This is a genomic window from Streptomyces sp. NPDC029151 (assembly GCF_055564315.1).
The window spans coordinates 107,601-130,251 of record NZ_JBVHWQ010000002.1 but is presented as its reverse complement, the minus strand read 5'-3'; the positions used below and the strand labels follow the sequence as shown (position 1 = coordinate 130,251).

21 protein-coding genes are annotated in these 22,651 nt (G+C 73.5%); 12 read left to right on the top strand and 9 right to left on the bottom strand.

Annotated features, from left to right (window positions below; all coding sequences use genetic code 11):
• Nucleotides 1-131: 131 nt before the first annotated feature.
• The gene (locus tag ACZ4VF_RS08340) at nucleotides 132-1,958 is read right to left on the bottom strand and encodes an endonuclease/exonuclease/phosphatase family protein (RefSeq protein ID WP_467923941.1); all 1,827 of its coding nucleotides are present in this window, start codon (nucleotides 1,956-1,958) and stop codon (nucleotides 132-134) included.
• Between the two features lie 266 nt (nucleotides 1,959-2,224).
• Here ACZ4VF_RS08340 and ACZ4VF_RS08335 point away from each other — a divergent pair, with 266 nt between their 5' ends.
• The 4 genes from ACZ4VF_RS08335 to ACZ4VF_RS08320 all read left to right on the top strand — a co-directional run bounded on the left by ACZ4VF_RS08335 (nucleotide 2,225) and on the right by ACZ4VF_RS08320 (nucleotide 8,099).
• Entirely contained in the window at nucleotides 2,225-3,649 is a 1,425-nt protein-coding gene (locus tag ACZ4VF_RS08335; protein ID WP_467923939.1) for a hypothetical protein, read from the top strand.
• A 350-nt stretch (nucleotides 3,650-3,999) separates the two neighbouring features.
• Nucleotides 4,000-5,451, top strand: a complete 1,452-nt coding sequence (locus tag ACZ4VF_RS08330; RefSeq protein ID WP_467923937.1) for an alkaline phosphatase PhoX — start codon at nucleotides 4,000-4,002, stop codon at nucleotides 5,449-5,451.
• A 397-nt stretch (nucleotides 5,452-5,848) separates the two neighbouring features.
• A complete protein-coding gene (locus ACZ4VF_RS08325) occupies nucleotides 5,849-7,429 on the top strand; it encodes a TROVE domain-containing protein (protein ID WP_467923935.1) in 1,581 nt (526 codons plus the stop codon).
• Between the two features lie 97 nt (nucleotides 7,430-7,526).
• Nucleotides 7,527-8,099, top strand: a complete 573-nt coding sequence (locus tag ACZ4VF_RS08320) for a TetR/AcrR family transcriptional regulator (RefSeq protein WP_467923933.1) — start codon at nucleotides 7,527-7,529, stop codon at nucleotides 8,097-8,099.
• A 69-nt stretch (nucleotides 8,100-8,168) separates the two neighbouring features.
• Here the strand turns inward: ACZ4VF_RS08320 and ACZ4VF_RS08315 are convergent, their stop codons facing one another.
• The 7 genes from ACZ4VF_RS08315 to ACZ4VF_RS08285 form a co-directional block, all read right to left on the bottom strand.
• On the bottom strand, nucleotides 8,169-9,377 hold the full coding sequence (locus ACZ4VF_RS08315) for a TerD family protein (RefSeq protein ID WP_467923931.1): 1,209 nt from the start codon (nucleotides 9,375-9,377) through the stop codon (nucleotides 8,169-8,171).
• A 70-nt stretch (nucleotides 9,378-9,447) separates the two neighbouring features.
• Nucleotides 9,448-10,437 carry a zinc-dependent alcohol dehydrogenase family protein gene (locus ACZ4VF_RS08310; protein WP_467923929.1) on the bottom strand — a complete coding sequence of 330 codons (990 nt, stop codon included), beginning with the start codon at nucleotides 10,435-10,437 and terminating at the stop codon, nucleotides 9,448-9,450.
• Nucleotides 10,434-11,258, bottom strand: a complete 825-nt coding sequence (locus ACZ4VF_RS08305) for a carbohydrate ABC transporter permease (RefSeq protein WP_467923927.1) — start codon at nucleotides 11,256-11,258, stop codon at nucleotides 10,434-10,436. The genes ACZ4VF_RS08310 and ACZ4VF_RS08305 overlap by 4 nt, the downstream gene beginning before the upstream one ends.
• Nucleotides 11,255-12,193, bottom strand: a complete 939-nt coding sequence (locus tag ACZ4VF_RS08300) for a carbohydrate ABC transporter permease (RefSeq protein WP_467923925.1) — start codon at nucleotides 12,191-12,193, stop codon at nucleotides 11,255-11,257. The genes ACZ4VF_RS08305 and ACZ4VF_RS08300 overlap by 4 nt, the downstream gene beginning before the upstream one ends.
• Nucleotides 12,190-13,560 (bottom strand): ABC transporter substrate-binding protein, encoded by a 1,371-nt coding sequence (locus ACZ4VF_RS08295; RefSeq protein ID WP_467923923.1) that lies wholly within the window; start codon nucleotides 13,558-13,560, stop codon nucleotides 12,190-12,192. Before ACZ4VF_RS08295 ends, ACZ4VF_RS08300 begins: the two co-directional genes overlap by 4 nt.
• A gap of 97 nt (nucleotides 13,561-13,657) precedes the next feature.
• Nucleotides 13,658-14,428 carry a DeoR/GlpR family DNA-binding transcription regulator gene (locus tag ACZ4VF_RS08290; RefSeq protein WP_467925566.1) on the bottom strand — a complete coding sequence of 257 codons (771 nt, stop codon included), beginning with the start codon at nucleotides 14,426-14,428 and terminating at the stop codon, nucleotides 13,658-13,660.
• 318 nt (nucleotides 14,429-14,746) lie between these two features.
• A complete protein-coding gene (locus tag ACZ4VF_RS08285) occupies nucleotides 14,747-15,556 on the bottom strand; it encodes an NAD-dependent epimerase/dehydratase family protein (protein ID WP_467923921.1) in 810 nt (269 codons plus the stop codon).
• Between the two features lie 229 nt (nucleotides 15,557-15,785).
• Between ACZ4VF_RS08285 and ACZ4VF_RS08280 the strand changes: the two genes are divergently transcribed.
• Both ACZ4VF_RS08280 and ACZ4VF_RS08275 read left to right on the top strand, forming a co-directional pair.
• Entirely contained in the window at nucleotides 15,786-16,727 is a 942-nt protein-coding gene (locus tag ACZ4VF_RS08280; RefSeq protein WP_467923919.1) for a 5-dehydro-4-deoxyglucarate dehydratase, read from the top strand.
• Nucleotides 16,724-17,887, top strand: a complete 1,164-nt coding sequence (locus ACZ4VF_RS08275) for a hypothetical protein (protein WP_467923917.1) — start codon at nucleotides 16,724-16,726, stop codon at nucleotides 17,885-17,887. The genes ACZ4VF_RS08280 and ACZ4VF_RS08275 overlap by 4 nt, the downstream gene beginning before the upstream one ends.
• Here the strand turns inward: ACZ4VF_RS08275 and ACZ4VF_RS08270 are convergent.
• Complete coding sequence (locus tag ACZ4VF_RS08270; RefSeq protein ID WP_467923915.1) at nucleotides 17,824-19,056, bottom strand: MFS transporter; 1,233 nt, start codon at nucleotides 19,054-19,056, stop codon at nucleotides 17,824-17,826. The two genes, ACZ4VF_RS08275 and ACZ4VF_RS08270, sit on opposite strands and share 64 nt — an antisense overlap.
• A gap of 198 nt (nucleotides 19,057-19,254) precedes the next feature.
• Between ACZ4VF_RS08270 and ACZ4VF_RS08265 the strand changes: the two genes are divergently transcribed.
• From ACZ4VF_RS08265 to ACZ4VF_RS08240, 6 genes are all read left to right on the top strand, one after another.
• Nucleotides 19,255-19,701, top strand: a complete 447-nt coding sequence (locus ACZ4VF_RS08265; RefSeq protein ID WP_467923913.1) for a DUF6010 family protein — start codon at nucleotides 19,255-19,257, stop codon at nucleotides 19,699-19,701.
• A 2-nt stretch (nucleotides 19,702-19,703) separates the two neighbouring features.
• On the top strand, nucleotides 19,704-20,303 hold the full coding sequence (locus tag ACZ4VF_RS08260) for a TIGR03086 family metal-binding protein (RefSeq protein WP_467923911.1): 600 nt from the start codon (nucleotides 19,704-19,706) through the stop codon (nucleotides 20,301-20,303).
• Between the two features lie 373 nt (nucleotides 20,304-20,676).
• Complete coding sequence (locus tag ACZ4VF_RS08255; protein WP_467923909.1) at nucleotides 20,677-21,054, top strand: hypothetical protein; 378 nt, start codon at nucleotides 20,677-20,679, stop codon at nucleotides 21,052-21,054.
• Between the two features lie 137 nt (nucleotides 21,055-21,191).
• Nucleotides 21,192-21,497: a hypothetical protein gene (locus ACZ4VF_RS08250; RefSeq protein ID WP_467923907.1), complete on the top strand. Its 306-nt coding sequence runs from the start codon at nucleotides 21,192-21,194 to the stop codon at nucleotides 21,495-21,497.
• Between the two features lie 37 nt (nucleotides 21,498-21,534).
• A complete protein-coding gene (locus ACZ4VF_RS08245) occupies nucleotides 21,535-21,816 on the top strand; it encodes a hypothetical protein (protein WP_467923905.1) in 282 nt (93 codons plus the stop codon).
• Between the two features lie 36 nt (nucleotides 21,817-21,852).
• Nucleotides 21,853-22,605: an MBL fold metallo-hydrolase gene (locus ACZ4VF_RS08240; protein WP_467923903.1), complete on the top strand. Its 753-nt coding sequence runs from the start codon at nucleotides 21,853-21,855 to the stop codon at nucleotides 22,603-22,605.
• The last annotated feature ends 46 nt before the right edge of the window (nucleotides 22,606-22,651 follow it).

Here is a 22,651-nt window from a genome sequence, read left to right as displayed (position 1 = left end):
CCGCCCACCCGGCACGGGGGGGGGCCCCCGCCCCCCCCCAACACCCCCCCCCCCCCCCCCCCCCCCCCCCCCCCTCCCCTCTCCCCCCCCCCCCCCCCCCCCCCCCCCCCCCCCCCCCCCCCGCCGTCTGCTCAGGGACGGAACCGCAGCACCTGCGGGTCGTGGTCGCTGATCTGGTCGTGGAACTCCGAGTTGATGTGCACGCTGTCGTACGCGAAGTCGCAGCCGCGGCGGATCGCCGGGCTGACCAGGATCTGGTCCAGGACCTGCTGGTTGCCCTGGTAGTCGTAGGTGTAGCGCTCGCTCCTGGGCAGCGACTTGATCGCCGACCACAGCTCGCCGTCGCCCTCCAGGATCTTCGCGGTCCCCGAGAACTCGAAGTCGTTCATGTCGCCGAGCGCGACGACCTCCGCGTTCTTCTGCACGGACAGGATGTCCTTGACGAACGCGTTCACCGCCGTCGCCTGCGCGTGCCGCTGGATCTCCGAGCTGCGCACCGGCGGCTGGTACTGCGAGGTCAGCCCCTGGTCGCCGCCCTTGGAGTTGAGGTGGTTGGCGATCACGAAGACGGTCTTGCCGCGGAAGACGAACTCGCCCGCGAGCGGCTTGCGGCTGTTGTTCCAGGCCGCGTTCGCCGGGTCGATCCGGCCCGGGGAGGCCGTCAGCTGCGCCTTGCCGTGCACCTTGGTGACGCCGACCGGGGTGGTCGAGTCGCCGCCCGCGCGGTCCGTGAAGGAGACCCGCTCCGGGTTGAACAGGAACACCTGGCGGATGTTGCCGCCGGGCTCGCCGCCGTCCTGGTCGTTGACCGGGTTGATCGAGCGCCAGTCGTACGTCGGGCCGCCCGCCGCCGCGATCGCGTCGATCAGCTTGGTCACGGTCCGGTCCGCGTCGACCGTCCCGTCGTCCTTGGCGCCGTTGTTGTCCTGGATCTCCTCCAGCGACACGATGTCCGGCGACTGGAGGTTGTGCACGATCGCGGAGGCGTGCTTGTCGAAAGTGGCGTCCGACGGGTCGAGGTTCTCCACGTTGTACGTCGCCACCGCCAGCTCGCGGCCCGACTGCTTCTGCGTCGTCTCGCGCTCCAGGCCGCCGCTCTCCAGCGTGCCGAGCCTGCTCGCGACCAGGGTGTAGCCGCCGAACTGGTTGTAGTCCAGCGGGCCGGTGGTGGCGCCCCGGAGGGTGTCGCCGACGTCCGCCTTCGGGAAGTCGGCGGTCGCGCCCAGCGACTGGATCTGGAGCCGGCCGGTGTTCTGCGCGTCGTAGGAGCCGTAGACCGTGCCGCCGCGGTGGCTGCGGTGCTCCCACGGCTTCACGGTGACCCACAGCTCGCTGTACGGGTCGGTCGCGGTGACCACGCGGGCGTCGCCGACCTGGACGTTCATGCCCTCCAGGGACTCGTAGTAGTCCAGGGCGTACGCCGACGGGTCCAGCGCGAGACCGTTGATCGAGCCCGCAGCGGCGCTGTCGCCCGCCGGGGCGTACGCGTCCGGCACCGCGTCCTCGTCCACGACGACCGGCGCCGGGACCGCGTTGCCGGTGGAGACCGTGGTGACCGTCGGCTTGGTGATCTCCGTCACCGACTGGTTCCCCGACGAGGTGCCGCCCGGGACGTACTCGGAGACCGTTCCGGTCACCGTCACCGCGTCACCGACCGCGACCTTCGGCGTCGAGCTGGTGAAGACGAACACGCCCTCGCTGGTGGCCGGGTTGTCGTCCGGCGTCGGGTCCTGGAGCCAGAACCCCTTGGAGGAGCCGTAGGTGCGCGTGGCCGTGACGACGCCGGGCACGTCCGACACCTTCTGTCCCGCGAACGGGGACACCCGGGTCGTGCCCTGGATGTCGTGGACCCGCACCGAGTCGGCGTGGGCGGGCGAGGTGAGGACGACGGCCGACGCGGCGGAACAGACGGCGGCGACGGTGAGCGCGGCGAGGCGCGCGGAAGACCTGCTCGGCAAGGGGATCCCTCCGGGGACGTGACGATGCGCCGGGACGAGGGTGGAACGGGAGCGTGCCGGGCTCGTGGCCCTGCGTGACACGCATAGAGCCGAGTGAACAGTTGTCCCCCCAACTTCTACGCGCGTCAATCTCCTGCCTGGCGCGGGGAGTTGTCAAGGTTTCGGCCATGTACGGCTGCTTACGGGGAGATGAACCGGGCGGCATGGGTGGAAATCCGTCTAGGCTGAGCGGCTGAGCCCGTTCACGGTCCGAGGAGAACCAGCCGATGTCAGACAGCTCCCCCCTGCCGCCCGTACGGCTGCACCCCGAAGCGGAGCTGGCACGCGCCGCGCTGTCCACGCCGGTGCTCTCCCGAGCCGCCCGCCTCGCCCGCTGGGCCGGCCCCGACACCCGCGTGGACGCCGGCGGCGGGCTGGCCGAGGAGCAGTTGCCGGCCGCCGCCGAACTGCTCGGACTCACCGGTGACGACGCCGCCGCGTACGCCGGCGAGGCCTGGCGGGTCGCCGTGGACACCGGCCTGGTCGAGATCGCGGACGAGGAGGCCGGCACCGTCCGGGCCGGCAAGGAGCTGACGCTGCTCACCGGCGGCTCCCCGAGCGACGTGCTCACCGTGTGGCTCGCCGCCCTGGAGACCGTCATCGCCGACGCGGCCGTCCCCGACCTGGACGACCTGGTCGACGCGCTGGACGACGGCGGCGAGGTCGATTTCTCGTCACTCGACTGGGACCCCGAGGCAGAGGCGGAGTTCCTCGACGGCGTCCTCGGCAACCTCTACCTGCTGACCGTCAGTGAGGACGGCCCGGGCGACGCCCCCGTCCCGCTGCCCGCCCTCGCCGCCTCCATGATCGTCCCCGACGGCATGGGCGAGCCCACCAACGACGTCCTGGAGCAGGTCTCCGACGCCATGATGCGGCTGGACGACCAGTTCCGGGCGCTGGAGCCGGTCGGGCTCGTCGCCTACCAGCCGGTGGACGAGGCGCTGATGGCCGACGCCGACGAGGAACCCGCCGCGCTGGACGACACCGACGTCTCCCGCTACGGCATGGTCCGGCTCACCCCGCTCGGCGTGTACGGGCTGCGCGCCCGGCTGCTGGAGGCCGGGTTCGCCGCCCCGGTCGTCGGGGAGCTGGCCGACAAGGGCGCGGACGCGCTGCTCGACGGCACCGCCCGGTTCGGCCGGTCCGCCGCCCGCGCCGAGACCGAGCAGTGGCTCGCCCGCCGCGAACCCCTCTCGGCCGCCCGGGAGTTGCTCGCCGCGGCCCGTGGCGCGGACGCCGACGCCCCGCTGCGCAGGCTGTGCTGCCAGCAGGCGCTGTCCCTGCTGGGCACGGAGGCCGAGCCCGCGCTGCGCGAGGTGCTGGACGACCCCGAGCTGGGCGGACTCGCCCGGGTCTGGCTCAGCGAGCGGGGCGCCGCCGAGGTGCCGGCACCGTCCGAGGACATGGTGTTCTGGCTGACCGTCGACACGCTGGCCGCACAGCTGGCGGCCGAGGGCAACTCCGAGGAACTGCAGGCCCTGGTCGAGGGGCTCGCCGCGCAGCACAGCGGGTTCTTCGCGGCGGCCTGGCGGGTGGAGCACCCCGCCACCGCCGAGGTGCTGGACGCGATGGGCCGCCTCCACCCCGACAAGAAGGTGGCCAAGGAGGCCCGCAAGGCCGCGTTCAAGGCGCGCTCACAGCAAGGGAACTGACGTCCCGGCCGGTGCGGAACCGGCCGGTCGCTCCCGCTGTCGCTCTCCCCGGTGACGGCACGGGTGCTCTTCCTGCGTCGGCCCGGGTGCCTTCCCTGCGACGGCCCGGCCCCGGGTCCTCTCCCCGTTGACCGTTCCCGGTGCGTTCCCGGTTACGGTCCGGCTGCTTTCCCGGCGACCGTCCCGGGTGCTTTCCCCGGCGATGGGGCAGTGCAGACGGATTCATGGAACATGCGCCCCGGCGGTAGTCCGGCGTTCAACTCCCGTTCACAGGTGGACGGGAGCGTGTGCGCCGAACCGAGGCCCCCCACCCTCCACGGCACTGCCCGCCCGTCGTCACAGGAGACACCATGTCGCTCACCCGCAGGGACTTCGCCACAAAATCCGCGATCACCGGTGCCGGGGTCGCCCTCGCGGGCAGCGTCGGCGCCCTCGCCACGGCGCCGAACGCCCTCGCCGCCACGGACGACGACAGCGCCGGGACCGACTCCGCGCACGGGGGCCACCACCACGGCGTCGGCTACGGCCCGCTGATCGCCGACCCGAACGGCATCCTCGCCCTGCCCGCCGGCTTCCGCTACGAGATCATCACCTACAGCGGCAGGACCAGGCTGGAGTCCGGCGAGTTCACCCCGTCCAACCACGACGGCACCGCCACCTTCGAGGGCCCCCGCGGCACCACCCTGCTCGTCAACAACCACGAGCTGGCCGGCGCCCGCGCCAACTGGCCGCACCCGGTCCCGCTCACCGAGGGCCTGGTCTACGACCCGGCGGCGGCCGGCGGCTGCACCGTCGTCGAGGTCCGCCGCGGCGGCCAGGTCGCCGAGTGGGTGGGCATCGCCGGCACCGCCACCAACTGCGCGGGCGGCAGAACCCCCTGGGGCACCTGGCTGACCTGCGAGGAGACCGAGGACAAGGCCGGCAAGAACGGCTTCACCAAGGACCACGGCTACGTCTTCGAGGTCGACCCGGAGGACCGCCGGGCCAACCGTGACCCCAAGCCGGTCAAGGCCCTGGGCCGCTACGCCCACGAGGCCGTCGTGGTCGACCCCGGGCGCGGTCACCTCTACCTCACCGAGGACGCCTCCGGCCCCAACGGCCTGTTCTACCGCTGGACCCCGCCGGAGGGCTTCCGCCACGGCCGCGGCAGGCTGCGCACCCTCGCCGACGACGCGGGCGTGCTCCAGGCGTTCAAGTGCTTCGACTCCGGCGGCAAGTTCGTCGACGACCTATCCCGCGCCACCAGGACCGGCACCGTGTACGGCGTCGACTGGGTGGACGTCCCGGACCGCGACGCCCGGACCGTCTCGGTGCGCAAGCAGTTCACCGACGGCCAGGTGACCCGCGCCCGCAAGCTGGAGGGCATGTGGTGGGGCGACGGCGGCGTCTACGTCGTCTCCTCCTTCGCCCGCTCGGAGAGCCCGGTCCAGCACGACGGCCAGGTCTGGTTCTACGACCCCAAGCGCCGCACGCTGACCCTGAAGGTGCTGTTCGGCGTCAACCCGGCCCCGGCCGAGGACGGCGCCTTCGACGGCCCCGACAACATCACCGTCTCCCCGTACGGCGGCCTGGTCATCGCCGAGGACGGCGAGGGCGTCCAGCACCTGTTCGGCGCCACCGAGAGCGGCCGGACGTACCCCATCGCCCGCAACGAGCTGAACATCGGCACCGCGCAGGCGCCGGAGTACAGCGAGTTCACCGGCGTCACCTTCTCGCCCGACGGCAGGACCCTCTTCGCCAACATCCAGACGCCCGGCATCATGCTCGCCATCACCGGCCCCTGGAAGCGGCACAAGCGGTGAGGCGGAAGCCGTGAACCACCCGCGGTAACGGCAGAGCGGCAACGGCACGAGCGCTCGTTAATTCGCTCGCACGCCCGAAGCTGCGCCTCCTACAGTGAGATCGGAACGTCACGCACCTCCCGGTGCGAGGGCAGCGGTTACTTCCCTTTCCCGGAAATCACCGACCGCGGCCGACATGATCTCGGGAGGCGCAGCTCATGGTGGGTGTCCGGTGCGCAGGCAGCGGTTACTTCACTGGACCGGAAGGTTGCGGGTTCGAATCTCGTCACCGACTTCGGGTCGGTGTAGCTCAACAGGTGGAGCATCCGGCTAAAGTCCGTCGCCGAATTCCGACCTCGGGCACCCTCCATTTGTTGCGCCTCCCTCCGGAACGGTAACGAATTCGGGGGAATTCACCATGGCGCGATTCAACACGCGTGCCGCCAAGGCGCGGCCGACGTCGGCCGTGACGTCCACGGGCCGCACCCTGCGCACCCACCAGGGCGGCCTGGGCCATGAGCGCGATCCGCGCTCGGAGCTGTTCCTGCTGGCCGTGTCCCACTTCCTCGCGGACACCTTTTACGAGAGCGCCGGGGACCGCGACACCCGCTTCACCCGCCTCGTCCGCGACCTCGCCGTCCGCGACCCGGAGTGGACGGCCGGCCTGCTCGGCTGGCTGCGCGGCGACGGCAGCATGCGCACCGCGTCGCTCGTCGGCGCCGCCGAGTACGTGCACGCACGGCTCGCGGCCGGGGCCACCGACGGTCCGTCGAACCGGCAGGTCGTGGCCTCGGTGCTGCAGCGCCCCGACGAGCCCGGGGAACTGCTCGCGTACTGGACGTCGACGTACGGCCGCGCCGTCCCCAAGCCCGTCAAGCGCGGCATCGCCGACGCCGTACGACGGCTCTACCACGCCCGGTCCCTGCTCAAGTACGACACCGCGTCCAAGGGCTACCGCTTCGGCGACGTCCTCAACCTGGTGCACGCCGCGCCGGACCCCGGCAAGCCGTGGCAGGGCGACCTGTTCCGGTACGCGCTCGACCGGCGCCACCACCCGGACACCGCCGTGCCGCCCGCCTCGCTGCCGGCGCTCGGCCTGCACCGCGAGCTGACGGCGCTGCCCGTCGAGCGGCGGCGTGAGGTCGTCACCTCGCCCGACGGCGCCGAGCGGCTTGCGGCGGCCGGTATCACCTGGGAGGCGCTGGCCGGCTGGCTCCAGGGGCCGATGGACAGGGCGGCCTGGGAGGCCGTGATCCCGTCCATGGGCACGATGGCGCTCGTCCGCAACCTGCGCAACTTCGACGAGGCCGGGGTGTCGGACGAGGTCGCCGCCCGGGCCGCCGCGCGGATCGGCGATCCCCACGAGGTGCGCCGCTCGCGGCAGTTCCCCTTCCGCTACCTCGCCGCGTACCAGCACGCGCCCTCGCTGCGCTGGTCGTACCCGCTGGAGCAGGCGCTCGGCCACTCGCTGGCCAACGTGCCCGCGCTGCCGGGCCGCACCCTCGTGCTGGTCGACCGCTCCGGCTCCATGTTCTGGTCGCGGGTCTCCGAGCGCTCCCGGCTCAGCCGGGCCGACGCGGCGGCGGTCTTCGGCACCGCCCTCGCCCTGCGGGCGGCCGACGCCGACCTCGTGCAGTTCGGCTCGACCAGCGCCGAGGTGCCGTTCCGCACGGGCGAGTCGGTGCTGAAGGTCCTGGAGCGCTTCGGCGACCTCGGCGGGACCGACACCACCGAGGCGGTGCGCCGGCACTACCGGGGCCACGACCGGGTGCTGATCGTCACCGACGAGCAGTACACCCCGCACCGGCACGGCGACCCCGTCGCCCAGATCCCGGACCACGTCCCGGTCTACACCTGGAACCTGGAGGGCTACCGCGCCGGCCACGGCCCCTCGGGCACGGGCAACCGGCACACCTTCGGCGGCCTCTCCGACGCCGCGTTCCGGATCGTCCCGCTGCTGGAGAGCGGCCGGGACGGTCACTGGCCGTGGCAGGCCTGAGCGGAGAGCCGGGCGCACCCACAGCAACCGGGGATGGTCTCCGCATGCCTGCTCGATAAGCTGTGGAGAGGGTCCCCGGTCTGCAAGGAGTGAGTCGATGACGCAGGGCAGGCCCATGCGCGCGGACGCTCGGCGCAACTACGAGCGCTTGCTGAAGGTGGCGGCGGAGGCCTTCGCCGAGCACGGCGAGAACGCCTCGCTCGACGACATCGCCAAGCGGGCCGGCGTCGGCTCGGGCACGCTCTACCGGCACTTCCCGACCCGCCGGACGCTGCTGGAGGCGGCGTACGTCGACCGGATCGAGGCGCTCGGCGTGCGCGCCGGCGAGCTGGCGAAGGAACTGCCGCCGGGCGAGGCGCTCACGGAGTGGCTGTACGAGCTGGCGGTCGCCACCCTCCAGGTGCGGGGGATGAAGGCCCTGCTCAGCTCGGCGGTGACGGACGGGAGCGGCGCGGCGGCACCGCCGGCCTGCGGGACCGTCGTGAAGGGCGCGGCGGCCCGGCTGGTGGACGCGGCACAGGCCGAGGGCTCGCTGCGGGCCGATGTGCAGCCGATCGAGGTCCTGCGCCTGGCGCACGGCGTGGCCATGGCGGCGGAGCTGGCGCAGGGGGAGGCGGGGGAGATCCGCCGCTATCTGCGCCTGCTGGCGGAGGGACTGCGCAGCGGCTGAGGCGACGGCCGGGGGCCGCCCGCGCCGGCAGGGCGCGCGGCGGCCTCGGACACGCCGGGGCGCGTCGGCCTACAGCGCTCGGGCCCCCGGGTCCACCATGTTCCGCACCGTGCGGGCCTTCACGAAGTCGCCCATCGCCGTCATGTCCCACTCCCCGGAGAACTGGCGGATCAGCTTGGCCATCATCACGCCCGTCTGCGGCTCCGCACCGGTGAGGTCGAAGCGGACCAGCTCCTCGCCGGTAGCCGCGTCGACCAGCCGGCAGTAGGCCTTCGCGACCTCCGTGAACTTCTGCCCGGAGAACGAGTTGACCGTGAACACCAGCCCGGTGACCTCCTGGGGCAGCCGGCCGAGGTCGACCGTGATGACCTCGTCGTCGCCCCCGCCCTCACCGGTCAGGTTGTCCCCGGAGTGGCGGACCGCGCCGTTCAGGATCGTCAGCTTGCCGAAGTAGCAGCTGTCGATGTGGTTGCGCTGCGGGCCGTAGGCGATGACCGAGGCGTCCAGGTCGATGTCCTTGCCCCGGAACGCCGGCTCCCAGCCGAGGCCCATCCGCACCTGCGACAGCAGCGGCCGGCCGCCCTTGACGAGGGACACGGTCTGGTTCTTCTGCAGGCTGACCCGGCCCTTGTCCAGGTTGATCTTCCCGGCACCCGGCGCGGGCGCGGCCGCGGGCATCGGGGGCGCGGGCGGGGCGGCCGGCGGCTGTACGGCGGCCGGAGGCGGACTGACCGGCTGCGGCGGGGCCGCGGGGGCGGCGGCCGGCTGCGGCGGGGCGGCGGCCGGCTCCTCCACCGTCACGCCGAAGTCCGTCGCGATGCCCGCGAGCCCGTCGGCGTACCCCTGGCCGACGGCCCGCGCCTTCCACTGGCCGCCCCGGCGGTAGATCTCCACGACGACCAGCGCGGTCTCGGTGCCGAGCTGCGGCGGAGTGAACGTCGCCAGCACGGCGCCCCCGTCCTCGTCCCGGATCGTGGCCGTCGGCTCGATGCCCTGGAAGGTCTGCCCGGCCGCGTCCGGACTGGCCGTGACGACGATCTTCTCGATCTCCGGCGGCACGGCGGCGGTGTCGACCGTGACCGCGTCAGGCGCCGTACCGCCACCCGACCGGTACGTCACGCCCGGTCCCGTGGGCTGGTTGTAGAAGATGAAATCGTCGTCGGACCGCACCTTGCCGTCGCCGGTGAGCAGCAGGCCCGACACGTCGAGCCGCACCGGAGCGGACACGTCCACCGTCACGCGCGCGGCCGGGAGAGGGATGTTCGAGCCAGGGGTCATAGCTGTCATGCCGGGTGAACGAACGACACCGCTTTACCGTTCCCTTACCGGCCGGAACCCGCCGAACGGCCTACGGCACCACCACGATCTTCCGTCCCACCCCCGCCGCGAACTGCTCCAGCGCCTGCGGGTACCGCTCCAGCGGGATCCGGTCGCTGATGAAGACGGCCGGGTCGAGCACCCCGTTCGCGAACAGCTCCGCCGCCCGCTCGAAGCTGTGCAGCACCGCCATGGAGCCGGTGATCGTGATCTCCTGGTTGTAGATCCGGTACGGGTCGATCGTCACCCGGGTCGCGTAGTCCGCCACCCCGAACTGCAGGAACGTACCGGCCTTCGCCACCCGGTCCAGACCGTCCTGGATCGCCGCCGCGTTGCCGGTCGCGTCGACCACCACGTCCCAGCCCTGCGGCCGGTCCAGTTCGTCAGCGTGCGCCGCGGCGGCCGAGACGCCGAGGAGGCGGGCCGTCTCCAGCCGGGCGGGGTTGACGTCGACCACGTCCACGCTCGCCGCGCCCGTCCGCTTGGCCAGCTCCAGCATCATCAGACCCATGGTTCCGGAGCCGTAGACCAGCACGTGGGCGCCGAGCCGGGAGCGCAGTACGTCGTAGCCGCGGACCGCGCAGGACAGGGGCTCCACCAGGGCCGCGTCCTCGGTGCGCACGTGCTCGGGCAGCTTCACGCAGTTGGCGACCGGGGCGACCGCGTAGCGCGCCGCGCCGCCCGCCGTCGTCACGCCGATCGCGGCCCACCGCTCGCACAGGTTGTTGTGGCCGGTGCGGCAGTACCGGCATTCGTGGCAGTACAGGGACGGGTCCACCGCGACCCGGTCGCCCACCGACACCTCCGTGACCTGGGCGCCGGTCCCCACGACCTCGCCCGCGAACTCGTGTCCGGGGACGATCGGCAGCTTCGGCGCGAACTCGCCCTGGAGGATGTGCAGGTCGGTGCCGCACAGGCCGCACGCCGCGACCTCGACGACGACCTCGCGGGGGCCGGGCGTCGGGTCGGGGACCTCGGTGACGACGGCGCGGCCCACGGACTCGATGACGGCGGCCTTCATTTGACGGCTCCCAACGACAGGCCCTGGACCAGCTTGTCCTGGGCGGCGAACCCCGCGGCGAGCACCGGCAGGGAGATGACGAGCGACGCGGCGCACACCTTGGCCAGGAACAGGCCCTGGCTGGTGATGAAGCCGGTCAGGAAGACGGGGGCGGTCTCGGCGACCACGCCGGTGAGCACCCGGGCGAAGAGCAGTTCGTTCCAGCTGAAGATGAAGCAGATCAGGGCGGTGGCGGCGATGCCGGGCAGGGCGATCGGGGCCACCACGCGCGCGAGGACCGTCGGCAGCCGGGCGCCGTCGACCCGCGCCGCCTCGATGACCGCGACGGGCACCTCGGCGAGGAAGGACTGCATCATCCACACCGCGATCGGCAGGTTCATGGACGTGTAGAGGACGACCAGCAGCCAGATGTTGTCGAGCAGCCCGGTGTTCCTGGCGAACAGGTAGAGGGGGAGGAGGCCCGCCACGGCCGGCAGCATCTTCGTGGAGAGGAAGAAGAACAGGACGTCCGTCCACTTCCTCACCGGCCGGATCGACAGCGCGTAGGCCGCCGGGAGGGCCAGCACGAGGACGAGGAGCGTGGAGCCGACCGAGGCCACCGCGGAGTTGACGAGCGCGGGCCACGGGCCGGCCCCGCCGCTGCCGAAGAACTCGCGGTAGCCGTCGAGGGTCGGCGAGGCGGTGAAGGACGGCGGGTTCGTCGCCGCGTCCGCCTCGGAGTGGAAGGACGTCAGGGCCATCCACGCGATCGGCAGGAAGAACACGATCCCGGCGAGCCAGGCCAGCAGGCCGAGCCCGTGACGGCGCAGTACGGCGTTCATGCGCGGGACACCTCCTCGCGGAACAGGGACGACACCACGCGCAGCGCGAAGGTCGCGATGACGATCGAGCCGATGACGACGAGGACGCCGGCGGCCGAGGCCAGGCCGTTCTCGTGGGCCTGGTAGAAGCTCTGGTAGACGGTGTAGGGAAGGTTGGCGGTGCCGAGCCCGCCGGACGTGATCGTGAAGACCGCGTCGAAGTTCTGGACGATGTAGATCGAGCCCAGCAGGGCGCCGAGTTCGAGGTAGCGGCGCAGGTGCGGGAGGGTCAGGTGGCGGAAGATCTGCCAGTCGCCCGCGCCGTCCACCCGGGCGGCCTCGATCTGCTGCTGGTCCCGGCTCTGCAGGCCGGCCAGCAGGATCAGCATCATGAACGGCGTCCACTGCCACACCAGGGAGGCCTCGACCGCGAGCAGCGGGGTGCGCGAGACCCAGTCCGGCTGTGGGCCGCCCACATAGTGCAGCAACCCGTTGAGCAAGCCGTATTCGGGGTTGTAGAGCACATGCTTCCAGAGCAGGGCGGCGGCCACCGGCACCACCAGGAAGGGCGCGATGAGCAGGGTGCGGACGACGCCCCGGCCGCGGAAGCGCCGGTCCAGCAGCAGCGCCAGCGCGAGGCCCAGGACGAGGCTGGCGAGCACGACCGCGGCCGTGAGCAGCACGGTCGTCCACACGGAGTGGCGCAGGTCCGCGTCGGTCAGCACCTGGCGGTAGTTGTCCAGTCCGGTGAAGTGCCGCGCCTTGGGGTAGAGGGCGTTCCAGTCGAAGAAGGAGATCACCAGCGTGGCCACGAACGGCAGCTGGGTGACCGCGATCATGAAGACGAGGGCGGGCAGCAGCGGGGCGCGGGTGGCCCAGGCGCGCAGCCGGGCCGAGGGCTGCCGGGCCGTTCTCCCGGGGGCGGCCGCGAGGGGGGCCGTGGTCGTCGCTGTCATCGTCCCTCGTACTCCTTCGAGATCTTCTCGGCGAGCGCCTGCGATGTCCTCAAGGCGGCCTCCACGGAACGGCGTCCGGCGATGGCCGCGCTGATCTCCTGGGAGACCCTGGTGCCGAGGTCGGTGAACTCGGGGATGCCGACGAACTGGATGCCGGGCGCGGGCCGCGGCTGCACGCCGGGGTCGTCCGGCCGGGCGCTCTCGATGGCCTTCCTGGTCATCTCCTGGAACGCGGCGGCCGAGGCGCGGTAGTCGGCGTGGGCGTAGGTCGACGCCCGTTTGCCGGCCGGGACGTTCGACCAGCCGCTGGTCTCGCCGACCAGTTGCTCGTAGCCCTTGCCCGACGCCCAGGAGACGAACTTCCAGGCCTTGTCGGGGTTGCGGGAGGACTGCTGGATGCCCCACGCCCAGGTGTAGAGCCAGCCGGAGGACCCGGTGCGCTCGACGGGGGCGGGCGCGTAGCCCAGCTTCCCCCTGACCGGGGACCCGGGCGCCTCCAGCAGTCCGGCCGCGGAGGTGGCGTCGTACCACATGGCGACCTTGCCCTGGGTCATGTTGTTCAGGCACTCGGCGAAACCGGACTGGGCGGCGCCGGACTCGCCGTGCGCGCGGACGAGGCCGACGTAGAACTTCGTCGCCTCCTCGAAGGCGGGGGAGTCGAGCCGGGCCTTCCAGTCCTTGTCGAACCAGGTGCCGCCGAAGGTGTTCACGACGGTGGTGAGCGGTGCCGTCAGCTCGCCCCAGCCGGGCAGTCCGCGCAGGCAGATGCCCCGCATGCCGGGCCGGGCGCCGTCCGCCTTCGCGGCCAGGTCGGCGACCTGCCGCCAGGTGGGACGGGCGGGCATCGTCAGGCCCTTCGCCGCGAACACGTCCTTGCGGTACATGAGGAAGGACGACTCGCCGTAGAAGGGCTGCCCGTAGAGTCTGCCGTCGTCGCCGGTGAGGGACTGGCGCATCGGCTTCAGGACGTCCTGTTCGTCGTACGACGGGTCCTTCGCGACGTACGAGTCCATCTCGTGCAGCCAGCCGTTGCGGGCGTAGATCGGTATCTCGTAGTTGGACAGGGTGGCCACGTCGTACTGGCCGGCCTGGTTGGCGAAGTCCTGGCTGATCTTGTCGCGGACGTCGTTCTCGGGCAGGACCGTGAAGTTGACCTTGATGCCGGTGTCGTTGGTGAAGTGGGCGGCGGTCAGCTTCTGCAGCTCGGTCATCTGGGGGTTGTTGACCATCAGGACGTTGATGGCGTCGCCGCCGGAACCGGTCCCGCCGGCACCGGCCCAGCAGCCGGAGAGCAGCGGGGCGAGCAGCGTCCCTGCGGCGGCCAGGGCGAGCGTGGCTCGCGGCCTCCGTCGGCTCGGGGTGCGCATGGATCGCTCCTGGAGGTATGCGAAGTACGGGGGCATAAGGGGAGTAAAGGGGCGTAAGCGGGTGGGGAACGCCCTGCGGGGACGGGCGTTCGGCGGATCAGACGCGGATGACCTGCGGGCCCAGCAGGGAGTAGCGGTGGGCCTCGGCGGCCGGGAGGAGCGTGCTGGTCACGATCGTCTCCAGCGCGCCGATCTCCGCGAACCGGCAGAAGCCGACCGCGCCGAACTTGGTGTGCACGCCCGCGAAGACCGTGCGGCGGGCGGCGCGGACAGCCTGTGCCTTGACCTCGCCGACCGCGGGATCGGGGGTGGTCAGGCCGTGTTCGCGGGAGATGCCGTTGGCCCCGAGGTAGGCGAGGTCGATCACGAATCCGGCCAGCATCTTCGTCGTCCAGTGGTCGACGGTGGCCAGCGTGCCCGGGCGGACCCGGCCGCCGAGCAGCAGCACGGAGACCCGGTCGGCCTCCGCGAGGGCGCCCGCGACCGGCAGGGACGCGGTGACCACGGTCAGCGGCCGGTCCCTGGGCAGTGCCTCGGCGATGAGCTGCGGGGTGAAGCCCTCGTCGACGAAGACCGTCTCGGCGTCCCCCAGCAGCTCGGCCGCCGCGGCGGCGATCCGGCGCTTCTCGGGGACATGGCTGGTGGCGCGGAAGGCGAGGGTCGTCTCGAAGCCGGCGCTCTCCACCGGGTAGGCGCCGCCGTGGGTGCGGCGGACCAGGCCGTGGTCCTCCAGGGCGCGCAGGTCGCGCCGGACGGTCTCCTTGGCCACGCCGAGGGCGGCGGCCAGCGCGGTGACGTCCACCGAGCCGGTGGCGCGGGCGGCCCGCACGATCTCGCGCCGGCGTTCTTCCGTCGTCCTGGTGGCCATGTCGTCACCCACTTCCCTGCGGAACCGCCCGTTCGGGCCCATGGGGGAAGTTCTACCGCCGGTGCGCGCCGCCGACCAGGCCTGTTGCGGGCCCGATGCTGCCCGCTTGTGCCCGCTTCGCGCGGGTCGGGCCCGCGCCGCGGACCTGCGCGGCTGTCCGGGGCGGAGGGGGAGCGGGCACGGCGGATGCCCGGACACGGCGGCGGGCGGGCCCGTTCGGTGCCCGCCCGCGCGCGTGGACGATCGTTTCCGGCCGCCGGGGCTCCCCAGGGGCGGCGCCGGCCGCCGCCGGGAGCCGGCCGGCGGTCCGGCGAGGGGTCAGTACGGCCAGATCGGCGGGTCGTTCACGAAGTGGCCGCCCAGCCGGCTGTGGGCCGGGTTCTCCGGGTCCGGCTCGCCCTGTTCGGCGACGAGCTTCTCGGCGTAGGGCTCGGAGTCGTCCTGCGGCTCGTAGCCGAGCGAGCGCGCGGTGGTCAGGTCCCACCACAGGCGGGTGTTGGCGGAGGAGCCGTAGACCACCGTGTGGCCGACCTCCTCGGCGGTCAGGGCCGCGTGGAAGAGGCGGGCGCCGTCGGCCGGGCTCATCCACAGCGAGAGCATGCGGACGCTGGTGGGCTCGGGGAAGCAGGAGCCGATGCGCACGGAGACGGTCTCCAGGCCGTGCTTGTCCCAGTAGAGCTGGGCCAGGTCCTCGCCGAAGGACTTCGACAGGCCGTAGAAGGTGTCGGGGCGGCGCGGGGTGTCGACGGGGATCAGCGGCTCGCCCGCGCGCGGGGCCCGGGTGAAGCCGACGGCGTGGTTGGAGGAGGCGAAGACGATCCGCGGCACGCCCTCCTGGCGGGCGGCCTCGTACAGGTTGTAGGTGCCCTCGATGTTCGACCGCAGGATCTTCTCGAAGGGCGCCTCCAGGGAGATCCCCGCGAGGTGCAGGACCGCGTCCACGCCCCGCACCGCCTCGCGCAGCGCCTCCCTGTCGGCGAGGTCGGCGGTGATCGCCTCCGGCTCGCCCTCGATGCTCCGCACGTCCAGCAGGCGCAGCGTGTAGCCGTACTCCGGCAGCAGGGACCGCATCAGGGTGCCGAGCCCGCCGGCGGCGCCGGTGAGCAGGATCGTACGGGGAGCGGGCATCCTCGGTTCTCCTTGTGGCTGTTATTCACATACGTGGACACGCTAGAGAGTTCACCAGGCACCGTCAAGTGCCGCGTGACGGCAGCCGATTCGTTCCTGTCGGGCGGATTGGCCTGCTTGACCTGCCGCAAGAAGGCGCTTTAGCGTGGTGGCGTTCAGAAATATGGACGTGGATCAGAAACGTGCACCGGATCGGCATCCTGCACCGGCGTGTCCCAAGGGAGAGCCCGTGACGCCAGCCCCTCTGACCGAACGGCTCCGAGACCCCGGCGGGCCGCTCTTCTTCCCCGTCACGGCCTACGGCCCCGACGGCGCACTCGACCTGGACGTCTACCGCACCCATGTGCGCCGGGGCGTGGCGGCCGGTGCCGCCGCCGTCTTCGCCGCCTGCGGCACCGGGGAGTTCCACGCGCTGCTGCCGGAGGAGTTCGAGGCCTGCGTCCGGGCGGCCGTCGAGGCGGCCGAGGGGCGCGTCCCGGTCGTCGCGGGCGCCGGCTACGGCACCGCGCTCGCCGTCCGCTACGCGCACCTCGCCGCCGGCGCGGGCGCCGACGGCGTCCTCGCCCTGCCGCCGTACCTCGTCCTCGCCGGGCAGGAGGGCCTGCTGCGCCACTACCGGGAGATCGCCGCGGCCACCGAGCTGCCCGTCATCGTCTACCAGCGCGACAACGCGGTCCTCACCCCGTCCACCGTCGTCGAACTGGCCCGCACCGCGGGCGTCATCGGCCTCAAGGACGGCCTCGGCGACCTGGACCTCGTGCAGCGCGTCGTCAGCGCCGTCCGCACCGAGGCCCCCGGCGACTTCCTCTACTTCAACGGCCTGCCCACCGCCGAGCAGACCCAGCTCGCCTACCGCGCCCTCGGCATCACCCTCTACTCCTCGGCGGTGTTCTGCTTCGTCCCGGAGATCGCCCTCGCCTTCCACCGTGCGCTGCGGACCGGCGACCTGCCCACCGCGCACCGCCTCCTCGACGGGTTCTACCGCCCGTTCGTGGAGCTGCGCGCCCAGGGCCCCGGCTACGCCGTCTCCCTCGTCAAGGCCGGGGTGCGGCTGCGCGGCCTGGACGTCGGCGAGGTCCGGCCCCCGCTGCACGAACCGGCCGAGGACCACGTCAAACAGCTCGCCCAGCTGATCGAACGCGGCTACGAACTGCTGGAGGAGGACGCGTGAAGGCGTCGGCGTTCGTCTACCCCTGGGACGTGGACGGGGACCCCGCCGCCCCCGAGCGGATCGCCGGGCTCGGCGTGGAGCAGGTGACCCTGGCAGCCGCCTACCACTCCACGCGTGCCCTCACCCCCCGCCACCCCCGCCACCGCATCGTCACCGCCGAGTACGCGGCCGTCCTCTACCCGCCGGGCGACCGCTGGGCGGGCCGCGGCCTGCGCCCCCACCCCGCCGGCCGCTGGGCCCCCGGCGACGCCTACGGCCGGGCCGCCGGCGCCCTCGCCGCGGCCGGCCTGGAGGTGCACACCTGGGTCGTCCTCGCCCACAACTCCCGCCTGGGCGCCGAACACCCCGACATCTGCGTCGTCAACGCCTACGGCGACCGCTACCCGTGGGCGCCCTGCGTCGCCCAGCCCGCCACGCGCGCGTACCTGGTCGACCTGGCCGCCGAGGCCGCCGTACGCTCCGGCGCGCACGGCACCGAACTGGAGTCCCTCGGCTGGTACGGGCTGGCGCACCTGCACGCCCACGACAAGACGGCCGGCGTCGCCCTCGGGGACGCCGGGCAGTACCTGATGTCCCTCTGCTTCTGCCCGTCCTGCCGGACCGGCTACGGCGACCGGGGCCTGGACGCCGACGCGCTCGCCGCGGCCGTACGCGAGGCCCTGGAGCCGCTGTGGCGGTGCACGGCCGACGACGAGGGCTGGCCCACCGTGGAGAAGCTGCTCGGCGAGGACACGGCGGCCGCCACGCGCGCGTGGCGCGACACCGCCGCCCGTACCCTCCAGGAGGAGGCCGTCGCCGCCGTACGCGCCGCCGCACCCGACGGCTTCCAGGTGCTGCTGCACGCCGACCCGGTCACCCACCACTGCGGCGCCAACGCGGGCGTCGACCCCGCGCACATCCTGTCCGTGGCCGACGGCGTCGTGGTGCCCTGCACCGGCGGTACGGCCCTGCTCGCGCCCTTCGCCGGGCGGGCGCGGGCGGGGACGGTGCTGGCCGCCAACCTCACGGTCGTCTCCGGCATGGGCGGCAGCCCCGGCACGCTCGCGGCGGACGCGGCACGCGCGCGTGCCGACGGCGCGACGGAACTGCGGCTGTATCACGCCGGGTTGGCCTCCGACGGGGACCTGGCGGCGGTCCGCGAGGCACTCTCCGCGCGCTGAGCCAGCGGCAGCGCCGTCAGCAGCAGCGCCAGCCCGTACAGCGGCAGCAGCAGCGCGGGGCCGGCCAGCTCGACCAGGCCGGCCCCGAGAGCGAGGCCCAGCACATTCGGGGTGAAGAGAAGCGTGTGGGCGGTGGCCGTCGCCCGGCCGAGCAGCGGGCCGGGGGTCTCCCGCTGCACCGCGGTCAGCGCGGCGATCAGCACACAGGGCAGCCCCAGACCGCCCGCCGCGCTGCAGGCCCAGGCCACCGGGTCCGACGGCACCGCCCGCGCCGCCACCGCGACCCCCGTCAGCGCGATCCCGGCCGCCGCGAGGCGCCGCACGCCCAGGCGCCGCAGCGCCGGCCCGGCGAGCAGCCCGGCGGCCACCGAGCCGGCGCCCTGGACGGCGTACAGCACGCCCGTGTAGGCGGGGGAGTGGCCGAGGCGGTCGACCACGGCGTACAGCGTCGTGCTGCCCAGCGCGGTCAGCAGCATGGTCGTACCGCCCGCCCGGACCAGCGGGCGCAGCAGTGGGTGGCCCCACACGTGCCGGACGCCCTCCGCGGTCTGCCTCCGCCGGCTCCCGCCGGACCGGGCGGGGCGCTCCTCGCGCACCCGCAGCAGGCCGCACAGCCCGGCGGCCAGCACGAAGGTGGCGGCGTCCAGGCAGGCCACGGCCGGACCGCCGTACACCGTGTAGAGACCCGCCCCGGTCAGCGGGGCGACGAGCTTCATCCCCTCCGTGACGGCCGTCCGCAGCCCGTTGAAGTCACCGAGCAGCTCCGGGCCCACCACGGTGGTCACCAGTGCCGACCCGGCGGCGTCGTGGACGACCCCGGCGGTGCCGTAGAGGAACAGGACGGTGAACAGCAGCCACAGGCGGCCGGGGGAGCCGACGGCGAAGAGGGCGGGCAGCAGGGCCGCCAGACCGAGGTCCAGGGCGATCAGCAGGGGCCTGCGCGGCAGGCGGTCGGCGAGCGTGCCCAGGGCCGGGCCGGCCAGGGTGGGCGCCCACATCGCCAGCAGGCACAGGGCGGCCAGGCCGTCGGAGCCGGTCAGCTCCTTCACCCAGACACCCGACGCCAGCCACAGCGAGGAGGTGCCGAAGCCGGACACCACCAGGGCGGTCACATACAGCCGCGCGTTGCGGTCGCGCAGCACGCGGAACAGGGTCGGCGAAGTCGTCATGCCCGGTCATCGTGGGTCTAAGGCGGGGGCCCGCGGATCGGGCGGATGCCCTATGCGCGCGCGGTCGTCGCGTGCGGGGGAGCGAGGGGTACGAGCGATGTGACGGACGGTGGGCGGCGGGCGCGGCGGCGACAATCCGTCGGAACCTGGCACCGAGGCCCCTGGGGCGCCCGGGCCCGGAACCCTACCGTCGGCCGCATGCGCTACCTCGCCCCCCTTCTCGTCGGCCTGCTCTACGTCACCCTCATGTCCCTCGTCCCGGAACGCCACCGGCGCCGCCTCAACGCGGTCATGGTGGCCGGAGCCGGAGCCGCCTACCTCAGTGGCGGCGGCCTCGGCGGCTGGGAGTTCGCGTTCACGGCGGTCGCCACCTGCGTCGCCTACAAGGGCCTGGACTCCTGGGCGTTCATCGGCCTCGGCTGGCTGCTGCACACCGCGTGGGACGTCGTCCACCACCTCAAGGGCCATCCGATCATCCCCTTCGCGCACGACGCGTCGTTCGGCTGCGCGCTGTGCGACCCGGTGATCGCCGTCTGGTGCCTCGGCGGCGGCCGTGCGCCGTGGGAGCGGGCGCGCCGCACCGATGAGTTTCCGGGCGCCGGCCGGTCAGCCCTTGGTACGCGGAGCACGACCCCGAAGGAGTGAGCATGACCATGATCGACCTCGGCCCGCAGACCAGGATCGTGGGCCGGCTCGCCGAGTCCGTGACCGACGCGCAGCTGACGGCCGCGACACCGTGCCGGGACCAGGCGGTGCGCCAGCTGCTGGGCCATCTGCTGATGCTGTCCGTGGCCTTCCGGGACGCCGCCCGCAAGGACCTCGGCACGACGACCGACACCAGCCCGAACGTGGACGACGTCCCCTGGGAGCTCGGCCCCGGCTGGCGCGAGGAGCTACCGAAGGCGCTGGACGAGCTGGCCGACGCCTGGCGCGACCCGGCCGCCTGGACCGGCGACACCCGCGCCGGCGGAGTGGACCTTCCGGGCGCGGTCGCGGGCGCCGTCGTGGCCGACGAGCTGGTGGTCCACGGCTGGGACCTGGCCCGCGCCACCGGCCAGGCCTACACCCCGGACCCGGCCGCCCTCGACTCGGCCCTCGCCTTCCTCCGCGCCGCGGCCGACGACCCGAACCGCCGCGACGGCCTCTTCGGCCCGGTCGTCCCGGTCCCGCCGGAGGCGCCCCCGCTGGACCGGGCGGTGGCGCTGAGCGGGCGGGACCCGGAGTGGGGGGAGCGGGAGAACGCCTGAGGGGCGGGGCACGGGCGGTGCCCGGGGGCTGAGGGACTGAGGGGGCCGACGGGGCTCGGGCGGCGCCGGGAGGCCTAGGGGCCGGTGGGGGTCGGCGGCGCCTGCCTGCCCGTAGGGGGCCGGGCGGCAAGGTCCGGGTGGTGCCGGAGGGGGTGGCATGGCGGCGGGGCCCGCGCGGTGCCGGAGGGTGGGATCCGGCGGCGCCGGCGTGTGCCGGGGCGGCCCCCGGCGGCCCCCGTACGCGCCTGGTTCACCCCGGCGGGTGCCCCGGTGCCCGCGGCCGTAGGCGGGCCGGGGTCTGAGTAGCCGAGCGGCCTGCGGATGAGTAGTTCGGCCGGTGTGCCGGGCCCTCCGCCCCCGGTTCACTGGCCGTATGACGACCTCGCACATCGCGCCGCCCGCGCCCGCTCCCGGCAGGGGAGGACGGGACCCCCGGGGCTGGGTGGCCCCGGCGATCGCCACGGCCCTGATGGTTCCGCTCGGCGCCCTCGCCCTCCTCTTCGGCGGACTGTCCGTGATGGCCACGGACAGTTGCGGCCCCGACCACTGCCCGGCCGCTCTGGACACGGCGCTGGCCTGGATCGACGGCATGATGCGCATCGGCGGCCCGCTCTCCGGCGTGGCCCTGTTCACCGCGTGGCTGCTGCCCTGGACCCGCCGCTGGGCGGCGTTGCGCGTGTGGCTGGCCCTCGGTGCGCTGGTCCCGCCGCTGGCCGTGCTGTACCTGGCGCTCACGCTGCCCGCGCCCTGACCACCCCCCGGCCGAGGACCGGCCCCGTACGGCCGGACCCTGGGCCGACCGGCGGTCGCCGGGCGGCGGGAGCGGCGCATCCGGCCTACGGTGCCCCTGAGAGGGGGGCTGTCCGATCGGGTACGGAGGAGACCACCATGCAGGAGCACTACGTGTGGGTGACGACGCGCCGCCTTCAGCCGGGCACGCTCGAGGACTTCGAGAGGGCGTGGCGGCCGGAACCCGCGCCGCGGGGCCTGCAGCGGGCCTACGCCTACTGGTCCGAGGACGGACAGGAGATCACCGGGGTCTCCTTCTGGGACTCCCGGGAGGCGTGCGACGCATGGCGGACCTCCGAGCCGGAGCAGCGGCGGCGCGCGGCCATGGCCCCGTACGTCGCCGAGGAGCGCGAGGGCTTCTACCGCGGCCGTGAACTCGCCCTGCCCAGCGCCACCCGCGGGTGAACGCGGCGCCCCGGGTCACCGCGCCCACGGTGGAGACATGAGCGAGATCGTCGTCGTGTACGAGTTCGAACGGCCCGTGGCCGCACGCACCCCCGCGGACGGACCGCCCGACGCGGAACCGCTCCCCCGCAGGGTGCACGCGGCGCCCGCCGCCCCCGGCAGGCCCGACGCCGTCGGCCCGCGGACCTTGTGCGGCAAGGACACCTTCGCCATGACCCGAGCCCCCCGGCCGCCTTCCCCGCGCCCCGGCGAGCCGTGGTACCCCGGCGAGCACGCGTCCCGGGTCTGCCCGGACTGCGACGCGGTGATGGAGATCTGACCTGACCCGGGCCCCTCGCGTCGTACGCTCCTTCCCATGCCGCTCACCCTCACCGTCCTCGGCACCGCCTCACCCCACCCCGGCCCCGACCGGCCCTGCTCCGGGTATCTGCTGTCCGGCGGGGGCGCCGAGGTGTGGGTGGACGCGGGGCCGGGGACGTTCGCCGCGTTGCAGCGGCACACGGATCCGGCGCGCCTCACCGCGATCTGGATCTCCCATCTGCACGCCGACCACAGCGCCGATCTGCTCGCCGCCGCCTACGCGTTCGCCCACGGCGGGATGACCCCGCCCGCGCCGGTCCCGGTGTACGCGCCGGAGGGCTGCGCACGCCGGCTGGCCGGCTTCCTCGGCCGGGCGGACGTCGACTTCCTCAAGGGCGTCCTCGACTTCCGTGACCTGTACGACGGCCACGACGTCCGGCACTGGAACCTCCGCCTGACCGCCCGCGCCGTCGCCCACGGCACCGAGGCCTACGGGCTGCGCGCCGAATGCCAGGGCAGCGTGTTCGCGTACTCCGGGGACAGCGGCCCCTGCCCCGCGCTCACCGAACTCGCCGCCCGTGCGGACCTGTTCCTGTGCGAGGCCGACATCGACGTCCATCGCGACGGCGAACAGGTCCACCTGACACCGGAGGACGCCGGCCGCATCGCCGGCGAGGCCCGGGTGCGCGAGCTGCTCGTCACCCACGTCGGCCCCACCCTCAGCCGTGAGTCGGCCACCGCGCGCGCCGCCACCGCATCCGGCCAGCCCACGTTCGCCGCCGTCGAGGGCCACCTCCACAGCGTCTGAGTACGACCGGCTTCCTTTGTCAGAAGCATTGACGAAAGCCGGGCCC